General features: G+C 51.3%; 20 protein-coding genes. 3 read left to right on the forward strand and 17 right to left on the reverse strand.

The window, feature by feature from the left end:
* Positions 1–64: 64 nt before the first annotated feature.
* The 13 genes from R9X49_RS18280 to asnC all read right to left on the reverse strand — a co-directional run bounded on the left by R9X49_RS18280 (position 65) and on the right by asnC (position 11,583).
* Entirely contained in the window at positions 65–484 is a 420-nt protein-coding gene (locus R9X49_RS18280; protein WP_015842332.1) for a F0F1 ATP synthase subunit epsilon, read from the reverse strand.
* Positions 485–503: 19 nt separating this feature from the next.
* Positions 504–1,886: a F0F1 ATP synthase subunit beta gene (atpD, locus tag R9X49_RS18285; RefSeq protein WP_015842331.1), complete on the reverse strand. Its 1,383-nt coding sequence runs from the start codon at positions 1,884–1,886 to the stop codon at positions 504–506.
* Positions 1,887–1,933: 47 nt separating this feature from the next.
* Positions 1,934–2,797, reverse strand: a complete 864-nt coding sequence (gene atpG, locus R9X49_RS18290) for a F0F1 ATP synthase subunit gamma (RefSeq protein WP_015842330.1) — start codon at positions 2,795–2,797, stop codon at positions 1,934–1,936.
* Positions 2,798–2,849: 52 nt separating this feature from the next.
* Complete coding sequence (gene atpA / locus R9X49_RS18295) at positions 2,850–4,391, reverse strand: F0F1 ATP synthase subunit alpha (RefSeq protein ID WP_005976551.1); 1,542 nt, start codon at positions 4,389–4,391, stop codon at positions 2,850–2,852.
* Between the two features lie 12 nt (positions 4,392–4,403).
* On the reverse strand, positions 4,404–4,937 hold the full coding sequence (atpH, locus tag R9X49_RS18300) for a F0F1 ATP synthase subunit delta (protein ID WP_319849765.1): 534 nt from the start codon (positions 4,935–4,937) through the stop codon (positions 4,404–4,406).
* Positions 4,938–4,951: 14 nt separating this feature from the next.
* Positions 4,952–5,422: a F0F1 ATP synthase subunit B gene (gene atpF / locus R9X49_RS18305; protein WP_010681466.1), complete on the reverse strand. Its 471-nt coding sequence runs from the start codon at positions 5,420–5,422 to the stop codon at positions 4,952–4,954.
* Between the two features lie 63 nt (positions 5,423–5,485).
* On the reverse strand, positions 5,486–5,725 hold the full coding sequence (gene atpE, locus R9X49_RS18310; protein WP_005976545.1) for a F0F1 ATP synthase subunit C: 240 nt from the start codon (positions 5,723–5,725) through the stop codon (positions 5,486–5,488).
* Between the two features lie 49 nt (positions 5,726–5,774).
* Positions 5,775–6,575 (reverse strand): F0F1 ATP synthase subunit A, encoded by an 801-nt coding sequence (gene atpB / locus R9X49_RS18315; protein WP_015842329.1) that lies wholly within the window; start codon positions 6,573–6,575, stop codon positions 5,775–5,777.
* A 22-nt stretch (positions 6,576–6,597) separates the two neighbouring features.
* Positions 6,598–6,981, reverse strand: a complete 384-nt coding sequence (atpI, locus tag R9X49_RS18320) for a F0F1 ATP synthase subunit I (RefSeq protein WP_180743538.1) — start codon at positions 6,979–6,981, stop codon at positions 6,598–6,600.
* 623 nt (positions 6,982–7,604) lie between these two features.
* On the reverse strand, positions 7,605–8,225 hold the full coding sequence (rsmG, locus tag R9X49_RS18325; RefSeq protein ID WP_225086334.1) for a 16S rRNA (guanine(527)-N(7))-methyltransferase RsmG: 621 nt from the start codon (positions 8,223–8,225) through the stop codon (positions 7,605–7,607).
* Positions 8,226–8,307: 82 nt separating this feature from the next.
* The gene (mnmG, locus tag R9X49_RS18330) at positions 8,308–10,197 is read right to left on the reverse strand and encodes a tRNA uridine-5-carboxymethylaminomethyl(34) synthesis enzyme MnmG (protein ID WP_319849766.1); all 1,890 of its coding nucleotides are present in this window, start codon (positions 10,195–10,197) and stop codon (positions 8,308–8,310) included.
* A 391-nt stretch (positions 10,198–10,588) separates the two neighbouring features.
* A complete protein-coding gene (gene mioC / locus R9X49_RS18335) occupies positions 10,589–11,032 on the reverse strand; it encodes an FMN-binding protein MioC (RefSeq protein WP_319849767.1) in 444 nt (147 codons plus the stop codon).
* Between the two features lie 89 nt (positions 11,033–11,121).
* Complete coding sequence (gene asnC / locus R9X49_RS18340; RefSeq protein ID WP_010300103.1) at positions 11,122–11,583, reverse strand: transcriptional regulator AsnC; 462 nt, start codon at positions 11,581–11,583, stop codon at positions 11,122–11,124.
* A 152-nt stretch (positions 11,584–11,735) separates the two neighbouring features.
* Here asnC and asnA point away from each other — a divergent pair, with 152 nt between their 5' ends.
* The gene (asnA, locus tag R9X49_RS18345) at positions 11,736–12,728 is read left to right on the forward strand and encodes an aspartate--ammonia ligase (RefSeq protein ID WP_319849768.1); all 993 of its coding nucleotides are present in this window, start codon (positions 11,736–11,738) and stop codon (positions 12,726–12,728) included.
* On the opposite strand, the gene viaA is transcribed toward asnA, so the two are convergent.
* Entirely contained in the window at positions 12,725–14,203 is a 1,479-nt protein-coding gene (gene viaA / locus R9X49_RS18350; protein ID WP_319849769.1) for an ATPase RavA stimulator ViaA, read from the reverse strand. The two genes, asnA and viaA, sit on opposite strands and share 4 nt — an antisense overlap.
* Before the next feature lie 5 nt (positions 14,204–14,208).
* Entirely contained in the window at positions 14,209–15,708 is a 1,500-nt protein-coding gene (ravA, locus tag R9X49_RS18355; RefSeq protein ID WP_319849770.1) for an ATPase RavA, read from the reverse strand.
* A gap of 336 nt (positions 15,709–16,044) precedes the next feature.
* On the opposite strand from ravA, the gene kup reads away from it, so the two are divergent.
* Complete coding sequence (gene kup / locus R9X49_RS18360; protein ID WP_319849771.1) at positions 16,045–17,913, forward strand: low affinity potassium transporter Kup; 1,869 nt, start codon at positions 16,045–16,047, stop codon at positions 17,911–17,913.
* 151 nt (positions 17,914–18,064) lie between these two features.
* Here kup and qseC read toward each other — a convergent pair whose 3' ends face one another.
* Positions 18,065–19,414, reverse strand: coding sequence for a quorum sensing histidine kinase QseC (gene qseC / locus R9X49_RS18365; RefSeq protein ID WP_319849772.1), 1,350 nt, complete (start codon positions 19,412–19,414; stop codon positions 18,065–18,067).
* Positions 19,411–20,073, reverse strand: a complete 663-nt coding sequence (qseB, locus tag R9X49_RS18370) for a quorum sensing response regulator transcription factor QseB (protein WP_319849773.1) — start codon at positions 20,071–20,073, stop codon at positions 19,411–19,413. The genes qseC and qseB overlap by 4 nt, the downstream gene beginning before the upstream one ends.
* Before the next feature lie 242 nt (positions 20,074–20,315).
* On the opposite strand from qseB, the gene R9X49_RS18375 reads away from it, so the two are divergent.
* Positions 20,316–20,711, forward strand: coding sequence for a NirD/YgiW/YdeI family stress tolerance protein (locus R9X49_RS18375; RefSeq protein ID WP_319849774.1), 396 nt, complete (start codon positions 20,316–20,318; stop codon positions 20,709–20,711).
* Positions 20,712–20,883 lie beyond the last annotated feature (172 nt).

The following is a 20,883-nucleotide window of genomic DNA, read 5'->3' on the forward strand; positions in this document are numbered from 1 at the left end:
GCTTAAATGTAAAAAGGCCAGTCAGTTCATACTGACTGGCCTTCAATTACTGCAAGCTTATCTGTTACATCGCTTTTCTGGTCAGCTCGATAACGCGCAGCTTCGCAATCGCTTTGCTCAGCTCAGCTGAAGCCTGAGCATAATCCACATCGCCATGCGAATTACGGATATGATCTTCAGCTTTGCGTTTCGCTTCCAGCGCACGTGCTTCATCCAGATCCTGCCCACGGATAGCGGTATCAGACAGTACGGTAACGGTATTCGGCTGCACCTCAAGGATGCCGCCAGAAAGATAAATATACTCTTCCTCACCGTGCTGCTTAACGATACGAACCATACCAGGCTTAATGGCAGTAAGCAGAGGGGCATGTCCCGGATAAATACCCAGTTCGCCTTCGCTCCCCGTTACCTGGATCTTCTGCACCAGACCGGAGAACATTTGCTGTTCTGCACTCACGACATCCAGATGGTAAGTCATAGCCATGTCACCCTCCTACAAGGCGTTACAGTTTCTTGGCTTTTTCCACGACTTCGTCAATGGAACCAACCATGTAGAACGCCTGCTCTGGCAGGTGGTCGTATTCGCCTTCCATAATCCCTTTAAAGCCACGGATGGTGTCTTTCAGGGCAACGTATTTACCTGGAGAACCGGTAAATACTTCCGCTACGAAGAACGGCTGTGACAGGAAGCGCTGAATTTTACGCGCACGAGATACCACCAGCTTGTCTTCTTCAGACAGCTCGTCCATACCCAGAATCGCGATGATGTCTTTCAGTTCCTGATAACGTTGCAGAATAGACTGCACGCCACGGGCAACATCATAGTGTTCCTGACCAACAACCAACGGATCCAGCTGACGGCTGGTGGAATCCAGCGGGTCAACGGCTGGGTAGATACCCAGAGAAGCGATCTGACGGCTCAGTACCACGGTTGCATCCAAGTGAGCAAAGGTGGTGGCTGGAGATGGGTCAGTCAAGTCATCCGCAGGAACGTAAACGGCCTGAACGGAGGTGATAGAACCGGTTTTGGTTGAGGTGATACGTTCTTGTAGAACGCCCATCTCTTCCGCCAGCGTCGGCTGATAACCTACCGCAGAAGGCATACGACCCAGCAGTGCGGATACTTCCGTACCAGCCAGGGTATAACGGTAGATGTTATCGACGAACAGCAGTACGTCACGGCCTTCATCACGGAATTTTTCCGCCATGGTCAGACCGGTCAACGCAACGCGCAGACGGTTACCTGGTGGCTCATTCATCTGGCCATAAACCAGTGATACTTTGTCGATTACGTTGGAATCGGTCATTTCGTGGTAGAAGTCGTTACCTTCACGGGTACGCTCACCCACGCCTGCAAACACGGAGTAACCGGAGTGCTCGATCGCGATGTTACGGATCAGCTCCATCATGTTTACGGTTTTACCTACGCCCGCACCACCGAACAGACCCACTTTACCGCCCTTGGCAAACGGACACATCAGGTCGATAACCTTGATGCCGGTTTCCAGCAGCTCCTGTGAGTTTGACAGCTCTTCATAGCTCGGAGCTGCGCGGTGAATAGCCCAACGCTCTTCTTCGCCGATGTCGCCTTTCATGTCGATGGGTTCACCCAACACGTTCATGATACGACCCAGCGTTGCTTTACCTACCGGTACTTCGATCGGGTGGTCCAGGTTATTCACGTTCAACCCGCGACGCAGACCGTCAGAAGAACCCATTGCGATACAGCGAACAATACCGCCGCCCAACTGCTGCTGTACTTCCAGCACCAGTTTTTCAGCGCCGTTCTCTACCTCAAGCGCATCGTACACCTTCGGTACGGCATCTTGCGGGAACTCGACGTCCACCACGGCGCCGATTACCTGGATAATCTTTCCAGTAGCCATCTTGAATCCTCTACGTAATTCGACAATACGTAATTCGTAAACCTGCTTTAAACCGCGGAGGCTCCCCCGACGATTTCGGTGAGTTCCTGGGTAATGCTGGCCTGACGAGCTTTGTTGTATACCAACTGCAGCTCTTTGATCAGGCTACCGCCGTTATCGGTCGCGGCTTTCATCGCAACCATTCGCGCGGCCTGCTCACTGGCCAGATTTTCTACGACGCCCTGATAAACCTGAGATTCTACATAACGGCGCAGCAGGGTATCCAGCAGCGACTTAGGATCGGGTTCATACAGGTAATCCCAGGATTTCTTCTTCAACTCACCGTCATCCGAAGGCGGTAACGGTAACACTTGAACAACAAGCGGTTCCTGAGACATGGTATTGATAAACTTGTTGCTTACGATATACAGCTTGTCCAGACGACCTTCGTCATAGGCTTGCAGCATAACTTTAACCGGGCCGATCAGTTCTGATACGGAAGGGTTGTCTCCCATACCGGTAACCTGAGCAACAATGTTTCCGCCTACCGAACCGAAGAAAGAAACCGCTTTGGAACCAATCAGCGCTAAATCAGTTTCAACGCCTTTGTCGCTCCAGGATTTCATATCAGCCAACAGTTTCTTGAACAGGTTAATGTTCAAGCCACCGCACAGGCCACGGTCAGTAGACACCACCAAATACCCAACGCGCTTAACGTCGCGTTCTTCCAGGTACGGGTGTTTATATTCCAGATTTCCTAACGCAAGGTGACCAATCACATTGCGTATGGTTTCCGCATAAGGACGGCTGGCCGCCATACGATCCTGCGATTTACGCATTTTGGAAGCGGCGACCATTTCCATTGCTTTGGTGATCTTCTGCGTATTTTGGACGCTTGCGATCTTACTACGTATCTCTTTTGCGCCGGCCATCTTTGCTTCTCCTCAAAGCCTTGCGGCCTGCTTTACAGCAGGCCACCGGGCGTTACCAGGACTGGGTTGCCTTAAAAGTATCGAGGATGCCTTTAAATTTGCCCTCGATCTCATCGTTATAAGCGCCAGTTTGGTCGATTTGTTGCAGAAGTTCGCCATGCTCACGGTCAGCATAAGCCAGCAGTGCCGCTTCAAAGCTACCGACTTTCGACAGCTCAACATCTTCCAGATAACCACGTTCCGCCGCAAACAGAACCAGAGACTGCTGTGCGACAGACATCGGCGCATACTGTTTCTGCTTCAGCAACTCGGTCACTTTCTGACCGTGGCTCAACTGCTTACGAGTTGCATCATCAAGGTCGGAAGCGAACTGAGAGAATGCCGCCAGTTCACGGTACTGTGCCAGAGCGGTACGAATACCACCGGACAGTTTCTTCATGATCTTGGTCTGTGCTGCACCACCCACACGGGATACGGAGATCCCAGGGTTAACCGCAGGACGAATACCGGCGTTAAACAGGTTGGATTCCAGGAAGATCTGACCATCGGTAATAGAAATTACGTTGGTCGGAACGAACGCAGAAACGTCACCTGCTTGCGTTTCGATGATCGGCAGAGCGGTCAACGAACCGGTTTTCCCCTTCACTTCACCCTTGGTGAATGCTTCAACGTAATCGGCGTTAACGCGCGATGCACGCTCCAGCAAACGGGAGTGGAGATAGAAAACGTCACCAGGATAAGCTTCACGACCTGGTGGACGACGGAGCAGCAGAGAAATCTGACGATAAGCAACGGCCTGTTTGGACAGGTCATCATAAATAATCAGCGCATCTTCACCGCGGTCGCGGAAATACTCGCCCATCGCACAGCCGGCATACGGTGCCAGATATTGCAGAGCAGCAGACTCGGACGCGGTAGCAACGACAACAATGGTGTTTTCCAGTGCGCCGTGCTCTTCCAGTTTACGCACCACGTTAGAAATCGTGGAAGCTTTCTGGCCGATAGCGACGTACACACATTTGATGCCAGAATCACGCTGGTTGATGATGGCGTCGATAGCCAGAGCGGTTTTACCCGTCTGACGGTCACCGATAATCAGCTCACGCTGACCACGACCGATTGGAATCATGGCGTCAACGGACTTATAGCCCGTTTGTACTGGCTCATCAACGGATTGACGTTCGATAACGCCAGGCGCAATCGCTTCAACCGCAGAGAAACCGTCGTGATCCAGTGCGCCTTTACCGTCAATCGGTGCGCCCAGCGTGTTGACCACACGACCCAGCAGGCCACGGCCAACTGGAACTTCAAGAATACGGCCGGTGCATTTTACTTTCATGCCTTCAGCCAGATCCGCATACGGGCCCATAACTACCGCACCAACGGAGTCGCGCTCCAGGTTCAGTGCGATCGCATAACGGTTACCCGGCAGAGAGATCATCTCTCCCTGCATCACGTCTGCCAGACCGTGGACGCGGATGATTCCGTCGCTGACGGAAACAATAGTACCTTCATTGTGAGCTTCGCTCACCACATTGAACTGAGCAATGCGCTGCTTGATCAGTTCGCTGATTTCGGTGGAATTCAGTTGCATGCTCCAGTCCCCTTAAGACTGCAAGACGTCTGCCAGACGTTCCAGACGACCGCGAATGCTGCCATCTATCACCATGTCGCCCGCGCGGATAACCACGCCGGCCATGACAGACTTATCAATTTTGCAATTCAGCTTCACTTTGCGTGACAGACGTTTTTCCATAGCGGCAGCGATCTTCGACAGCTGCTGCTCACTCAACGTGTTGGCAGAAATCACATCGACGTCAACCGTCGATTCTAGTGCTGCCCGCAGTTGAATAAATTGTTCCAGTACTTCAGGAAGTACCGGTAAACGTCCGTTTTCGGCCATCACCTTAATCAGGTTCTGACCGGCTTCATCAAGTTGATCACCACAAACGGCAATAAACGTTTTTGCCAGCTCAATCGGTGCAACTGCACCGGAAAGCAGCTCGGCAATCTGCTCATTGCGCGCTACTTCGGCCGAAAACGCCAGCATGTTATGCCAGCGATCCAAGGCCTGATTCTCAACCGCAAAGTCAAAAGCTGCTTTGGCGTAGGGGCGAGCTACCGTGACAAATTCAGACATCAGCCCCTCCCTCCTTACAGTTCAGCGACCAGTTTATCAACGATGTCGCTGTTAGCAGCTTCATCCACGGAACGTTCAATAATTTTCTCGGCACCGGCAATCGCCAATACGGCAACTTGTTTACGCAGCTCTTCACGAGCACGTTTACGTTCGGCTTCGATTTCAGCCTGCGCCTGCGCCACAATCTTGTTACGTTCAGCTTCCGCTTCAGCTTTCGCCTCATCCAGGATCTGAGCACGGCGTTTGTTCGCCTGCTCGATGATAACCTGAGCATCCGCTTTGGCTTTCTTCAGTTGATCTGTCGCATTGGCCTGAGCCAAGTTCAAATCTTTTTTGGCACGTTCAGCAGAAGCCAAACCGTCAGCAATTTCTTTCTGACGTTTCTCGATGGCTGCCATCATCGGCGGCCATACATACTTCATGCAGAACCAGACAAACAGGACGAACGCAATGGCCTGGCCGAGGATTGTTGCATTAATATTCACAGCACAATGCCTCTTTCAAAGTTAAATAAGTTGATGTTTTAACCTCAGCAGAAAACATTCTGCTTAGGCCACCGCAAACATCACATACAGCCCCAGACCAACAGCGATCATTGGGATGGCGTCAACCAGACCCATGACGATAAAGAACTGTGTACGCAGTAAAGGAATCAGGTCAGGCTGACGAGCAGCACCTTCCAAGAATTTACCACCCAGAATGCCGATACCGATCGCAGCACCGATTGCCGCCAAACCCATCATTAACGCGGCAGCCATGTACAGCAGATCCACACTCAGGTTTTCCATGACAGTCTCCAGTTTGTTTCAGTTAAAAACGTTATTTGTTGAAAGAAAATCAATGCTCTTCAGATGCCATCGAGAGATAAACAACCGTCAGAACCATGAAAATAAAAGCCTGAAGCGTAATAATCAAAATGTGGAAAATAGCCCAAGGCACATTTAACAGCCATTGTGACCACCACGGCAACAGACCGGCAATCAGGATGAAGATCAACTCACCCGCATACATATTGCCAAACAGTCGCAAGCCTAAGGAAATAGGTTTGGACAGCAGGCTGACACCTTCAAGAATCAGGTTAATAGGAATAAATACTGGATGGTTGAACGGCTGCATGGTCAGTTCTTTAACAAAACCACCGAGACCCTTCATTTTGATGCTGTAGAACAGAACCAGGATAAACACCCCAAGCGCCATCGACAGCGTAATGTTCACGTCAGCCGTCGGCACGGCACGCAGGTAAGCATGCGCCGGATCGTATCCCAACAGGCTATAAATGCCCGCCCAGGCTTGCGGCAACAGATCGATAGGCAGCAGGTCCATCAGGTTCATCAGGAAAACCCAGACGAAAATGGTCAGCGCCAAAGGAGCAATCAGTTTGCTTTTGCCATGGAACATATCGCGCACGGTACCATCAACGAAACCGATAATCAGTTCGACGGCCGTTTGCAGCTTACCTGGCACACCGCTGGTTGCGCGCTTAGCGACACGGTGAAAGATAACCAGAAAGAGGATCCCAAGAGCGATGGAGAAAAACATCGAATCGACGTTGATCGACCAAAAACCCGTCCCTACCTGCAAATGGTGCAAGTGGTGACTGATATACTCTTGCGGAGTAGAGATTTCTCCAGCAGCCATGATGTCCCTTACCCTTTTGTTGTTAACTACGGTAACGATTAATTACGGCCGGTGCCACGATCTGCATAATCAGCACCGATAAATAAGTCAGGCCAAGCGGAAAAAATGCCGCTTTAAACACGCCTAACGCCACCACTAACAGTGCAATGGTGATAAAGACCTTGAGCGCCTCGCCAATCGCGAATGACCAGGCCACACGCCCATCTGCGGGCTTGTGCGACTGATGACGCAAGGCAAACAGCACAAACAAAACATTCGGCAACCAGGCTGCCAATCCCCCACCTAATGCAGAAGCGGCAGCATTGACGCTATTGAGGCTGAAAACAGCACTCAACAAAGCAAAAGTCACTAACTGTAACAACAGCAGCCTGAAGGCTACTTTTCCGCTGTAAAGGGATACAGGCATGACGTTTGCTCTCTCCGTACCTTTTCAGAGGTATACCGAATGACGTATAAAACTGCCTTTACACCACTGAGTCAAGCAGCAAAAAACGAGCAAATTATACGGGTCATACCTGCGAATTCAATCGATAAGTAGCGAAAAGGTGAACAATTATTTAAATTTCTTTCTGAAGCCCCGTTTTTACTAACAATCATCCCTTATCATGTCTGGTGTAATTAATTTCTAAAGGCCTCTAATCTGTGATGTGACTCACATAAAAGGCTTTACGACTATTTATAACAGAACGTGTTTTTTTTTGTCTTTAGCAAAATAAGCTATTTATTTTATTTAACTTCAATAAGTTATAAAAATATCTATTCAAAAAACGCAACAAACAACGTTTCAACCGACTATTGACATTATTGATATCGTTTTTTTACTCAATTAACACAAAAATAACTAAATTTTGATGCCAATGATTTATTTTCGTTCGTTATTATTCAGTGCGAAAGCAAAAGGACAACGTTGAAAAAACGAAGATGTAAAATTTCAGTGATCGTGATGCATTCTGGAACGCTGCCACCGATAAACGAGGTGGCAACTTCACACGCAATATTTAGTTATAATTTTTTTGATAAAAAACAAAATTAGTTTGGTTTAAGCACGACCAAATGGCGCTCGCCTTCCAGTTCGGGGACAGATAAGCGAACGACCTGATCCAATAGGACACCTTGTGGCAAAGATGACAATTCATCCTCTGGAAGTACACCTTTTAGCGCATAAAATCGCCCTGTCGATCTGGCAGGAAGATGGCTGCACCAGCTAATCATGTCATGCAGAGAGGCAAATGCCCGACTGATCACGCCATCAAAAGGTGGCTCTGCTGGAAATTCCTCAACGCGACTTTGCACCGGCGTGATGTTTTCAAGCTGCAGTTCATGCTGAACCTGACGCAGGAAACGTACGCGCTTACCCAGGCTATCCAGCAAGGTAAAGTGCGAATCAGGGCGAACAATCGCTAATGGAATCCCCGGCAACCCAGGCCCCGTCCCCACATCGATAAAACGTTGCCCGTGTAAATGCGGCTCAACCACGATGCTGTCCATGATGTGACGGACAAGCATTTGCTGCGGATCGCGTACCGACGTCAGGTTGTAAGCTTTGTTCCACTTATTCAGCATGTCAACATACTGTATCAGAAGATTTTTTTGCTTATCTGAAATCACAATGCCAGCCGCGTTTAGCAGATTATCGAGTGTGTTGCGCACAATAAGATCCCGATGAAAAATATGAGGTTAATAATAAAAATAGCCGGATAACCGGCTATTTAGGGGATAAGTTTACCTTAAATCAGGCGCTGCGGCGCAGCAGACCCTGTTTTTTAAGCCAGATCAGCAGAATGGAAATTGCCGCAGGCGTAATACCGGAAATCCGTGAAGCCTGACCGATAGACGAAGGTTTGTGGTCGTTCAGTTTGGCAATAACCTCATTGGACAGCCCGTTAACCTGCTTGTAGTCCAGATCGGCAGGCAGCAACGTATTTTCATTACGCAGCTGTTTCTCGATTTCATCCTGTTGACGAGCAATATATCCTTCGTATTTGACCTGAATTTCAACCTGTTCAGCAGCCTGCTCGTCGGTTAATCCCGGAGCAAACAGCGGCAGCGCAGTAAGCTGAACGTAATCCACTTCAGGGCGACGCAGCAGCTCTTCACCGTTCGCTTCACGCGACAACGGCGTTTTCAGCAGCGAGTTAACTTGATCTAACTGCTCAGACTGTGGGTGAACGTGAATATCGCGCAGGCGCTGGCGCTCTTTTTCAATATTCTCGAGTTTCTCGTTGAAACGTGCCCAGCGATGATCGTCGACCATCCCCAGCTCGCGACCCATTTCAGTCAAACGCAGATCGGCGTTATCTTCGCGCAGCATCAGACGATATTCGGCACGCGACGTAAACATACGGTAGGGTTCTTTCGTCCCCAGCGTACAGAGGTCGTCAACCAACACGCCGAGATAGGCCTGATCGCGACGCGGTGACCAGCCTTCCTTATCGGCAGCTAATCGAGCCGCATTCAGCCCTGCCAGCATGCCCTGCGCAGCGGCTTCTTCGTATCCTGTTGTGCCGTTGATTTGTCCGGCGAAGAACAGGCCATGAACAAATTTGTTTTCCAGCGTTGGTTTCAGATCGCGGGGATCGAAGAAATCGTACTCAATGGCGTAGCCAGGGCGAACAATGCGTGCATTTTCCATTCCTGCCATTGAACGAACAATCTGCCACTGAACGTCAAACGGCAAACTGGTTGAGATCCCGTTAGGATAAATTTCGTTACTGGTCAGGCCTTCTGGCTCAAGGAAGATCTGATGCGTATTTCGATCGGCAAAACGCATGACTTTGTCTTCGATCGATGGGCAATAACGCGGGCCGATCCCTTCGATGATCCCGGCATACATCGGGCTACGATCCAGATTATTACGGATCACATCATGGGTTTTCTCGTTGGTATGCGTGATGTAGCACGGCATTTGCGCCGGATGCTGGCTCGCATTCCCCAGGAATGAGAAAACCGGCATTGGGTTGTCACCGTGCTGTTGAGCTAGCACGCTAAAATCGATCGTTCTGGCGTCAATACGCGGCGGAGTACCGGTTTTCAGGCGGTTAACGCGCAGAGGCAGCTCACGCAGGCGACGTGCCAGCGGAATAGAAGGCGGATCGCCTGCACGCCCACCGCTGTAGTTGTCCAGCCCGATGTGAATCTTGCCGTCAAGGAAAGTGCCTACCGTTAATACGACGGCTTTCGCACGAAATTTTAGTCCCATCTGGGTTACGGCACCAACGACACGATCGTTTTCCACAATCAGATCGTCAACAGCCTGCTGGAAGATCATCAGGTTTGGCTGATTCTCCAACGCGGTGCGAACCGCCTGACGGTAGAGTACGCGATCCGCTTGCGCGCGAGTGGCTCTGACCGCTGGGCCTTTACTGCTGTTTAGTATCCTAAACTGTATACCTGCCTGGTCAACGGCGCGCGCCATCAACCCTCCCATGGCATCGATCTCTTTAACCAGATGGCCTTTTCCAATACCGCCAATCGCCGGGTTACAAGACATTTGTCCCAGCGTATCAATATTGTGTGTGAGTAAAAGCGTCTGTTGGCCCATTCGGGCAGAAGCCATCGCAGCTTCTGTTCCGGCATGACCGCCACCAATCACGATGACGTCAAATGGATCTGGATAAAACATGGTACTGCTCCTCGCATTATTGCGAATGATGAGTGGTGAACGATCGTTATTTGCCCTGGGGTGGGGGATTCTACTCAACTTTGAGCCAACGACCAAGTCCGTTGGATCCTCGTTAATTAAAGAAAGATCTTTTTATTTAAAGATCTCTTTATTAGATCTCTTATTAGGATCGTCGTGTTGTGTGGATAAGTGATTATTCACATTAAAGATCAAGAGAATGGCGTTGATCCTTACCTGTGAATGATCGGTGATCCTGGCCAGTATAAGCTGGGATCTTAATGCGGGTTTATACACAGGACAAAAAATGAACTTGGGTTATTATTGGGATAACTACGGCTTTTACACCTGAATTAAGTATAGTTATCCACATTCAACTGCCGAATATTTAATCTTATTTGAGTAAATTAACCCACGATCCTAGCCATTCTTCAGCCGGATCTTCAGGAATCTGATGCTGGGTGATGTCGATCTCGAGGATGTCCCCGATCCGTTTAGCCCCTAACTGAGTCAGCACACGATCCGCTGTTTGGATCGCGCCACAAAACGTATCGTACTCTCTGCTACCGATCCCTATCGCACCAAAGCTCATCTGAGAAAGATCGGGCTTCTGTTGTTCCAACTGGTCAAACAGCGCTTTCAGGTTATCAGGAAATTCCCCGGCACCGTGGGTGGAGGTCACCACCAGCCATACACCGCTCTTAGGCAGTGCATCAAGCTCAGGACCGTGCAGAAGTTCAGTGGAAAAATCATCCTTCTCCAGCAGTTCAGCCAAATGCTCTGCGACGTATTCGGCGCTGCCAAGGGTACTGCCACTGATCAAGGTAATGTCTGCCATAGCGATCCCATCTGATAAAAGACGGGACATTGTACGCTGTGATCTGGCTGGGATCTACCTGTGGATAATATGGGTATAGGAAAAAAGCATTACGGCGCGATCGTCCGCATGATGGGGTTCTGCAGGGAGATGAGTGTTTCAGTGGACTGAATTTCATCAATGGTTTGGATCTTGTTGATAAGTACATGTTGCAGCGCTTCTATCGAGCGGCACATGACCTTAATAAAGATGCTGTAATGCCCGGTGGTGTAGTAGGCCTCGACCACTTCTTCCAGATTGTTCAGCTTCTCCAGCGCCGAGGGATAATCTTTGGCGCTTTTCAGAATGATGCCGATAAAGCAGCACACGTCATAGCCCAGCTGTTTTGGGTTCACGTCCAGACGCGTACCGACAATGATGCCCGCCTGTTTCATTTTTTCCACTCGAACGTGGATTGTCCCCGGACTGACGGAAAACTGTTTTGCCAGTTCGGCATACGGGGTGCGTGCATTTTCCATTAAGGCGGAAAGAATGCCGCGATCGAGATTATCGATCTGATAAATTTCTGCCACTTTGAGCCTCCTATTTTAGCGAATAATGATTTTATACCGCTATAAAATGACGGATTAAAAGCACAAGAGCAATTTATCCATAAGATTATTGAATGGCTAGCGGTTTTTATTGCTTAATGAATAACTAAATACGATGAATAAGAGACGCGGCAATGAAAAAGCAGTACATCGAAAAACAGCAGCAAATCAGCTTCGTTAAATCTTTCTTCTCCAGCCAGCTGGAGCAGCTTCTGGGATTGATTGAAGTCCAGGCACCGATTCTTAGCCGTATCGGCGATGGCACGCAGGATAACTTGTCCGGTACGGAAAAAGCGGTGCAGGTTAAGGTGAAAGCCCTGCCGGATTCCACATTTGAAGTGGTGCACTCACTGGCTAAATGGAAACGTAAAACGCTGGGCGCGTATGATTTTAGCTTCGGCGAAGGCATCTATACCCACATGAAGGCACTGCGCCCGGACGAAGATCGTCTGAGCCCGATCCACTCGGTCTATGTCGATCAGTGGGACTGGGAGCGCGTGATGGGAGACGGCGAGCGTCATGCTGAGTATCTGAAATCGACGGTGACGCGTATTTATCAAGGCATTAAAGCGACGGAAGCCGCAGTACATCAGGCGTTTGGTATTCAGCCTTTCCTGCCGGAACAGATTCACTTTGTGCACACCGAAACGTTGCTGCAGCGCTATCCCGATCTGGATGCCAAAGGACGTGAACGCGCTATTGCTAAAGAATTGGGTGCCGTTTTCCTGATTGGGATTGGCGGTAAGCTGTCCAGCGGGCACTCTCATGATGTGCGTGCGCCGGATTATGATGACTGGACGACTCCAGGCGAGCAGGAACTGGCGGGTCTGAACGGCGATATCGTCGTGTGGAACCCGGTTCTGAACGATGCGTTTGAGATTTCATCCATGGGCATCCGTGTCGATGCGGAAGCGTTAACACGCCAGCTGGCGCTGACGCAGGATGAAGAACGTCTGAAGCTGGAATGGCATCAGGCGCTGCTGCGCGGTGAGATGCCGCAAACGATCGGCGGGGGAATCGGTCAGTCTCGCCTGGTCATGCTGCTGCTGCAATTGTCGCACATTGGTCAGGTTCAGTGCGGCGTGTGGCCACAGCCGCTGCGTGAGTCGGTTTCCGGCCTGCTTTAATACGCTTTGCCGTGCTGCCAGCGGCGCATTAAGCGGCTTTTTAACCCGGTATCAAAGCGCCAGATATGGTCAAAGATGTGCATGATGCCGGGTTTGCCATGATCGGACATCGCTACAGCATGGAAACGATGCTGTAGCTGCCTCTGACGGCTTTTCACCTTATTGACCACCTCATCCGGCAATCGCTGGGCGATAAAATCCGAAATCACCACGGCGTCGGCGTCATGCCAAAGCGCGTCATCCATCTTATCCAGCAGCGCTGACAGACAGGCACTCATATCCGTGCCGCCGCGGAAGGACTGGCTGAGAAAACGTATCGCCTGCTCTAATCCATCCGCAGATGTGAGTTCGTATTTCACCACGCCGGTAGAAAACAGCATGATGTAGCAGCGGCGGTTGTCGGCGAGCGCGATGCGCATCAGCGCCAGACAGAAGGCTTTGGCACAGCGCTCATTAAAGCCGCCCATCGAGCCTGACGTATCAACGCAGACGATAAACGGGCCACGCGGCTGCTGTTCGTTTTGCTGATGCACTACAGGACGTTCCGTGATTTTCTCGCGCCAGCTCTCACCTTGTAAGCGGTATGTCAGCAGCCGATGTTCCAGCAGACGGCGATAAAATTCGTATTCCAGTTCGCTGATGCCCAACGTGGCCAGCTCTGTCGGCATCAAACGCAGGATATCGTCGCTCTGATGTACGCCGCTGACCTGCTCAGGTACGGTGGCGGGTTCCCGTACGCTTACCCGGAAGGCTTCTTTCGGGGCTTCCTGTGTAAGGATGGATTTGGTTTCCCGGCTGCGTCCCAGACGTTCCGCCAGTTTCTGCAATGCGGGCTGGCGTTGCAGGAACGCGCCAAAATCCAATAACTGGCGGGGATCGGTTTGAATACGCTGTGCGGCGCTGAGATCCCAGAGTCGTCCGGCCGCATGTTCATTTTCGGCCAAAATCGGTTCGAGCTTGCCGCTGAGCGTCAGGCGCTGTTGCAGTTCATCCAGCAGGATTTCCCGTTCTTGCTCCATCAACTGCTGATGCAGTGAAACGGTTTGCAGTGTGAGGCTCAACCGCCAGCGTTGAAGAAAGAGTGCGTGGAGCCCACTCGTTACCTTCTGTCCTAAGGTTCTCTCTGGGGCAGTGATAAGCTGCGAAGCCTGCGTCAGAAACGGTGACTCCACGGTGTTCAGCGTATCCATAATCGCAGGCAGGCGCGTCTGAAAAGTCTGATTGTCGATCGATTGTGAACGTTGATAGCAGCTAAATTCTTTTTCCAGCTCTGGCGGTACCTGGGTGGTGCGCAGGCGCTGCTTTAAGGTCTCTTTCCAGTGAGGCAGGTCATTGAGTAACGCGGACTTCAGGCTGGGGTACTTTTCAAAGAAGAAAGCGAGCTGGGGCGTTGCCAGCAGCGTGACGACAAGATCGTCCAGCAGTTCGTTTTCATCGATAGACAGCAGCATTTCCAGTGATTCCAGCGTGATCATCGGCGTTAATCCTGTTGCTCTGATTGCTGGATTTGCTCGGCAACCTGTTGCAGGCTGGCTTCTATTTTGGCCAGCCACTCGCTGGGAACAAACAGGCAAGGCTGATGCTGGCTGAATAAGCGGCGCTGTTCACGCAGCTGCATGTTCAGCTTTTCATATTCATCGGTAATTTCGGCAGGAAGCGCACAATCGCGTTTTTCCGGCAGAGAAAGAATAGAGGATTGCAGACTAATATCGCGAACGGTTAGATGTTGACGATCGTCCACCACCAGATCGAGGCGTTGGGTAAAGCCGATACCGTTGAGCTTACCTCGGATCTCTCCCCCTTTCTGTAGCCAGCTTTGTAGGGCATTCTTCTCAATGATCAGATGGTTGACTTCAATATCGTGCAGGATCAGCGGGCGTTGCAGCACCAGTTCCATGGTTTCTGTGGTAACCGTGTCAGGCAAGGAGTAATGGAATTTCCGGCCGAGGAAGTGCCCTTGTTTTTCTACCGAAAATGCCTGTAATTCGCTTTGTTCACGCTGGAATTGTTGGCGTTTGGTATTCACCTGCTGCAGGCGGAACAGCAGGCTTTTTTGCTGGTAGGCGTGTTCGGTAATCAACAGCTCAAGCTGGTGTTCAATGAGCGTCAAGGTGCTTTGGTCATGCCAGAGACAGTCTTTCAGAAGAATGATATCAACCGGTGTAATGGCGTCCCGGCCGCAGAAAAACGCACTGGCCTGAAGTAGACGCAGGGCTTTTTTCCAGCGTCGATCGGAAATGTAAGGGGCCTGTTCCAGCGTATCGAGCTGCTGGCGTAGCGTGTAAATCAGTTCAAAACCGGCTTCCGGCAGTGCAATGTGCTCAATGTCCTTTTGCCACTGTTGGTACTCTTCATCGCTGACGCTGAGAGCGGGCGGAACGGGGTTATCGCGTTCGCTGCTGTTGTTCACGAGGAGCGCCCGGAAATTCTGTTTTTCCTGAACACGATCGAGCCACAGGCGGATAAGCATACGGTCGTAAAGCGCTTCCAGGCCGCCATCAGCCTCTGGTAGTTCATTCGAGGCCGCGACCAGCAGGCGCATTGGGATGGTGTCTTCGCTGTTGCCGTTACGGAAACGCCGCTCGTTAATAGCCGTCAGCAGGGTGTTCAAAATGGCGGGACCCGCTTTCCAGATTTCATCCAGAAACACGATTTCGGCTTCCGGCAGATAGCCCGCGGTCAGACGCTGATAGCGGCCTTCATCTTTTAACGCCTGAATGGAAAGGGGGCCGAATACCTCTTCCGGGGTGGAAAAGCGGGTCATCAGGTACTCAAACGCATTCGCATGACGAAACGCGAATTTAAGACGCCGAGCGATCATACTTTTGGCTATACCTGGCGGCCCCAGCAGAAAAACACTTTCTCCGCTTAGCGCTGCCAGCAGACAGAGACGAATGGCGTGTTGTCTTTCGTAGAGTCCGTGTTCTAGCGCATGGCTGAGACGAGAAATTCTTTCAGCCAATGCCGCAGTTTGACGCATAATTAATCCGTTAGTCCCATGATGTGATGTACTGAAATCGTTTATTTCTTCACCCGATTGCTTCGCTGAAAACGGTCTATCAGAAAAACCCTGCTTTCAGAAAGACAATAGTAATAATAAACGGCAGATCACAGATTTTTATTAGAATACTTTTACGGATTATTACACCCTAACGGGGTGAGTAAGCAATAAACCACTTTTTACAGGATGTTTCGTGTACAGGTGACCGCACAATAAAAATGGGTTTTTATCCTGATTTGTGCATACTGTGCGCTCTTGGACGGGTTGCTGTGAACGATGTGCTTCGCGGACTGATTAATAACAGAAGATAGGTTTATGAGCTCAGAACATAAACGTTCGCTTCCGGCTGTCACGCTGGCGGCCATCGGGGTGGTTTATGGAGATATAGGAACCAGCCCTCTTTATACGTTAAGGGAATGTTTATCAGGGCAGTTTGGCTTTGGGGTCGAACCTGATTCGGTCTTTGGCTTTCTTTCACTGATCTTTTGGCTGTTGGTTCTCGTTGTTTCTCTGAAATACCTGACCTATGTGATGCGTGCTGATAACGCAGGCGAAGGTGGGATTCTCACATTAATGTCGTTAGCCGGGCGCAATACCTCCGATCGCATGACGTCCGTGCTGGTGATCATGGGCTTGATTGGCGGCAGCTTCTTCTATGGGGAAGTGGTCATCACGCCAGCCATCTCGGTGATGTCAGCGATGGAAGGGCTGGAAATCGCTGCGCCGTCGATGGACAGCTATATCGTCCCGCTCTCGATTGTCGTTCTGACATTACTCTTTATCATTCAAAAACACGGTACGGGTAGCGTCGGCAAGCTGTTTGCGCCCGTGATGCTGATTTGGTTTTTGACGCTCGGTGTGCTGGGCGCGCGCAGCGTGATCGCTAACCCCGAAGTCTTGCAGGCGTTGAACCCGATGTACGCCGTGCGCTTCTTTGTCGAATATAAAGCTGTGTCGTTCTTCGCGCTGGGAGCCGTGGTGCTGGCGATTACCGGCGTTGAAGCGCTGTATGCCGATATGGGGCACTTCGGTAAATTCCCGATTCGTCTTGCCTGGTTTACGGTGGTGCTGCCGTCGCTGGTATTAAATTACTTCGGGCAGGGCGCGCTGCTGTTGAAGAACCCGGAAGCGATCAAGAATCCCTTCTTCCTGCTGGCGCCAGATTGGGCGCTGATTCCACTGATGATCTTGGCTACGTTGGCGACAATCATTGCTTCACAGGCGGTGATTTCCGGCGTTTTCTCTCTGACTCGTCAGGCAGTGCGGCTGGGCTATTTGCCGCCGATGCGTATCGTACACACGTCAGATATGGAATCCGGTCAGATTTACATCCCTGCCATTAACTGGATGCTGTATATCGCCGTCGTCATCGTGATTGTCAGCTTTGAGCATTCGAGCAATCTGGCTGCGGCTTACGGGATTGCGGTAACGGGCACCATGGTGATTACCAGCATTCTGTTCTGTACGGTGGCAGTGAAGAACTGGCTCTGGAATCGCTATCTGGCGTGGGCGCTGCTGGCGGGGTTACTGGTTATCGATGTACCGATGTTTTTGGCGAACGTGGTCAAGATTCTGTCCGGCGGCTGGCTGCCGCTGGCGTTGGGTATGGTGATGTTTATTATCATGACGACGTGGAAAAGCGAGCGCTTCAGGCTGCTGCGTCGGCTGCATGAGCATGGTAACTCGCTGGATGCCATGATTGCGTCGCTGGAGAAATCACCGCCGACGCGTGTACCGGGAACCGCTGTCTATTTCTCGCGTGCGACTCGCGTGATCCCATTCGCGCTGCTGCATAACCTGAAGCACAATAAGATCCTGCATGAGCGCGTGGTGCTGTTAACCATGCGAACGGAGGATGCTCCCTATGTGCTGAACGCCCGCCGCGTAACGGTTGAACAGCTTTCACCGACGTTCTGGCGAGTGATTGCCAACTACGGCTGGCGTGAAACGCCGGATGTGGAAGAGGTCTTTCAGCGCTGCTGGCAGGACGGGTTAACCTGCCAAATGATGGAAACGTCTTTCTTTATGTCCAATGAATCGCTGATTATCGGTGAGCGTCCGTGGTATCTGCGCTTGCGCGGTAAGCTATTCATGATGCTCAGCCGCAATGCGCTGCGAGCGGCGGATCAGTTTGAAATACCGCCAAACAGGCTGATTGAGCTGGGGATACAGGTCGAGATTTAAGTGAACCCTCTATACTCGCTATCGTTAACAAGCAGGCAGCGACTCACTGTTTGTTATTAGGGAAACACGGGGATGAGGTTCCCGCAGAGACACCTCGCCTCGTGGTCGACCGTGTATCTCGATCTTACCCCAACGTAACGCTCTATAGCTTTTACCAATTAACCGACACGATCAGCCCGCCTTGGGGCTGGTTGGTAAACGTAACCCGCATGTGGTGCAGCTTGGCAATATTGTTGACGATGGAAATTCCCAGACCGCTGCCAGATTTTTCTTGCCCCGGTGGGCGATAAAAGCGCTCTCCGATTCTTACTAGCGCTTCCTCGCTGATGCCCGGTCCGTTATCGGCCACCTTAAAGCCGTGTTCCGTCAGCGTCAGATTTACCGTCCCCCCCTCATGGCTGTAGCGAATGGCGTTATCCAACAGATTGCGCACCAGCAGAGTCAGCAGCAGCGGATGTCCCTGCCGGATAAACGGGGTGTCCGGTAAATCCAGCGTGAGTTCGATACCCGCGGTTTGCGCCGTGTGGTAATGCGCGATCGCGGCCTGTTGCAGTAGTTCATTGAGTTGGACGGGCTGCATCCCTTCGGGGGACGATTCGGCATCCAGTCGCGACAGCGTCAGGAGCTGATCCACCAGCCGGGTGGCCCGATCGATGCCTTTGTCCAGATTGATCAAGGCATGGCGGCGCATGGCTTCATCGTCATGCGCCAACTGCGCGACTTCGGTTTGAACTTTCAGCGCTGCCAGCGGGCTACGCAATTCGTGAGCGGCATCGGAGGTAAAACGGCGTTCTCGAACCAGCATGTCGCTGATACGAGAAAACAGGTGGTTCAATGCGTTGACCAACGGGCGAACTTCTTGTGGGATGTGCTGCGTCGCTAGCGGTGTGCTTTCGTCGGGGGAACGTTGCTGAAGCTCGGCGGTTATACGTTTTAGCGGTGAGAGTTCACGCGTGACCAGCCAGAACAGCAGCGCCAGCATGATCGGCAGGGCGAATAGCCAGGGCAGCAGGTTGGTTTTTACAATATCCAGCGTCATGTCCTGACGGTATTCCCATTCCTGCCCGACAGCGATCGCATAGCGATTATCCGCCGTGGTTAGCCAGACGATGCGCCAGGCATCGTCGTCGTCCCGTAATTTGCCGTCGGTGAAGCCGTTGCGCGTATAGTCAAAAATGAAATCTTTGCCGTTCTCGCCATCGTTCAGCACCATTTTCCCGTCTCGGGTAAAAATAGCGAAGGCCAGCGCATCATCGTCCTGCTTGCCGCGGTTCTTATGTACCAGACTCTTGGTTTTGGGCAGAGATACCGGCTGGATTCGCAACTCATCAGGATTCATGGTGGCCAGACGTTTGGCGAACAGCATTTGCTGGGTATCAAATAGCTCATTGATGTTATGGCGTGTTTGATACCACGAAAGCAGGCTGGCTACGCCCCAGCAAATCAGTGTCAGCAGTGTAAAACCGGTAATCAGGCGTAAGCGCAGGCTGAGTCGGTTCATGGCGCGTCCCCCAGAATATAGCCAACGCCATGCACGGTACGGATAAACCCGCTGCCCAGCTTTTTGCGCAGGTGGTGGATGTGCACTTCTACGGCATTGCTGGAGACGTCATCGTCCCACCCGTAGAGCTTTTCTTCCAACTGCGCGCGCGTGAGCACGCGGTTCGGGTTGAGCAAAAACAGTTCCAGTAGCGCCAGTTCGCGAGATTTTAGTATCAGCGGTTCATTGTTAAGCGTGACGCTCCGCGAACCCGGATCTAGGGAAACAGCGCCGTGTGTTAATGCCGACTGCAGTTGACCGTGACGGCGGCGAATCAGCGCCTGCAGGCGAGCAGCAACTTCCGTCAGCGCAAAGGGCTTACATAAATAATCATCGGCACCTTGTTGCAGCCCTTCCACACGCTGTTCCAGCGCATCGCGTGCGGTCAGAATCAGCACTGGTTCGTCATGCCCAGCCTGACGCCACTGCCGCAGGATATCCATCCCGTCCATACCCGGCAGGCTGAGATCGAGCACAACCGCATCATAGGGTGCAGCCTTCAAGGCAGCGGCACCCGCTTTACCTTCCGTAAACCAGTCAATATTAAAGCCCAGTTTGTTAAGCCCTGCTTTCAGGCCGTCGCCAATCAGGCGATCGTCTTCGATTAACAATATTCTCATGGCTGCCTCGCAGGAAATGTGTCGCTGTCGCGTTTGCGCCTTTTCCGGTTTTATACGAAATCGGGGGGCGACGTGTACAGGACAAATCGCTGAAATCGGGCGATTTAGGCAATATAAAAAAATAAAAATGCAGACGCTGATTCCTTAAGATTCTGTTAAGAACGGTTTGTTTTAATTCTTCCCGAAGACCGATTACTCCCGCAGGTTGACTGCGAAACGACAGACAATAAGGAAGGTAAAATATGAAAAAAGCAGCTGCGTTACTCGCCATTACCGCTCTGGTTTCTGCACCGGTATTTGCTGCGCAAAGCGGCGGTGGTTTCGTCAACCCTGAAACGCCGGCGGTTGGCACCCATAAAGGGGGATTTATCGATCCGCAGGGTTCCCTCACGACGGTAGATAAGGCTAAAGATCTGCCTGACGACAGTTGGGTTACGCTGAGCGGCAATATTGAAAAACGGATCGGTGATGAGAACTATTTGTTCCGCGATTCGACGGGCACGATGGAAGTCGAGATCGATCACAAGCGCTGGAATGGCCAGATGGTTTCGCCCACCGATAAAGTGGAAATCCAGGGTGAACTGGATAAAGACTTCAACTCCGTCGAACTGGATGTGAAGCAGATTCGTAAACTCTAAATCGTTATCCTCAATTCCCTATTGGCGGGCTTTGGCCCGCTATTTATCAATCTCCTATACCCGTCATTCTTCAAGTTGCATGTGCGTTGGCTTCATTCAAATACTCGGCCCGTCGTGGGCCTCGCCCTGAAGGGCCGCTGCAAGCAGAGTTCAAATCTGCTCCCGGCAGATT

The sequence above is a fragment of the Pectobacterium carotovorum genome (genome assembly GCF_033898505.1).
Classification (GTDB): Bacteria; Pseudomonadota; Gammaproteobacteria; order Enterobacterales; family Enterobacteriaceae; genus Pectobacterium; species Pectobacterium carotovorum_J.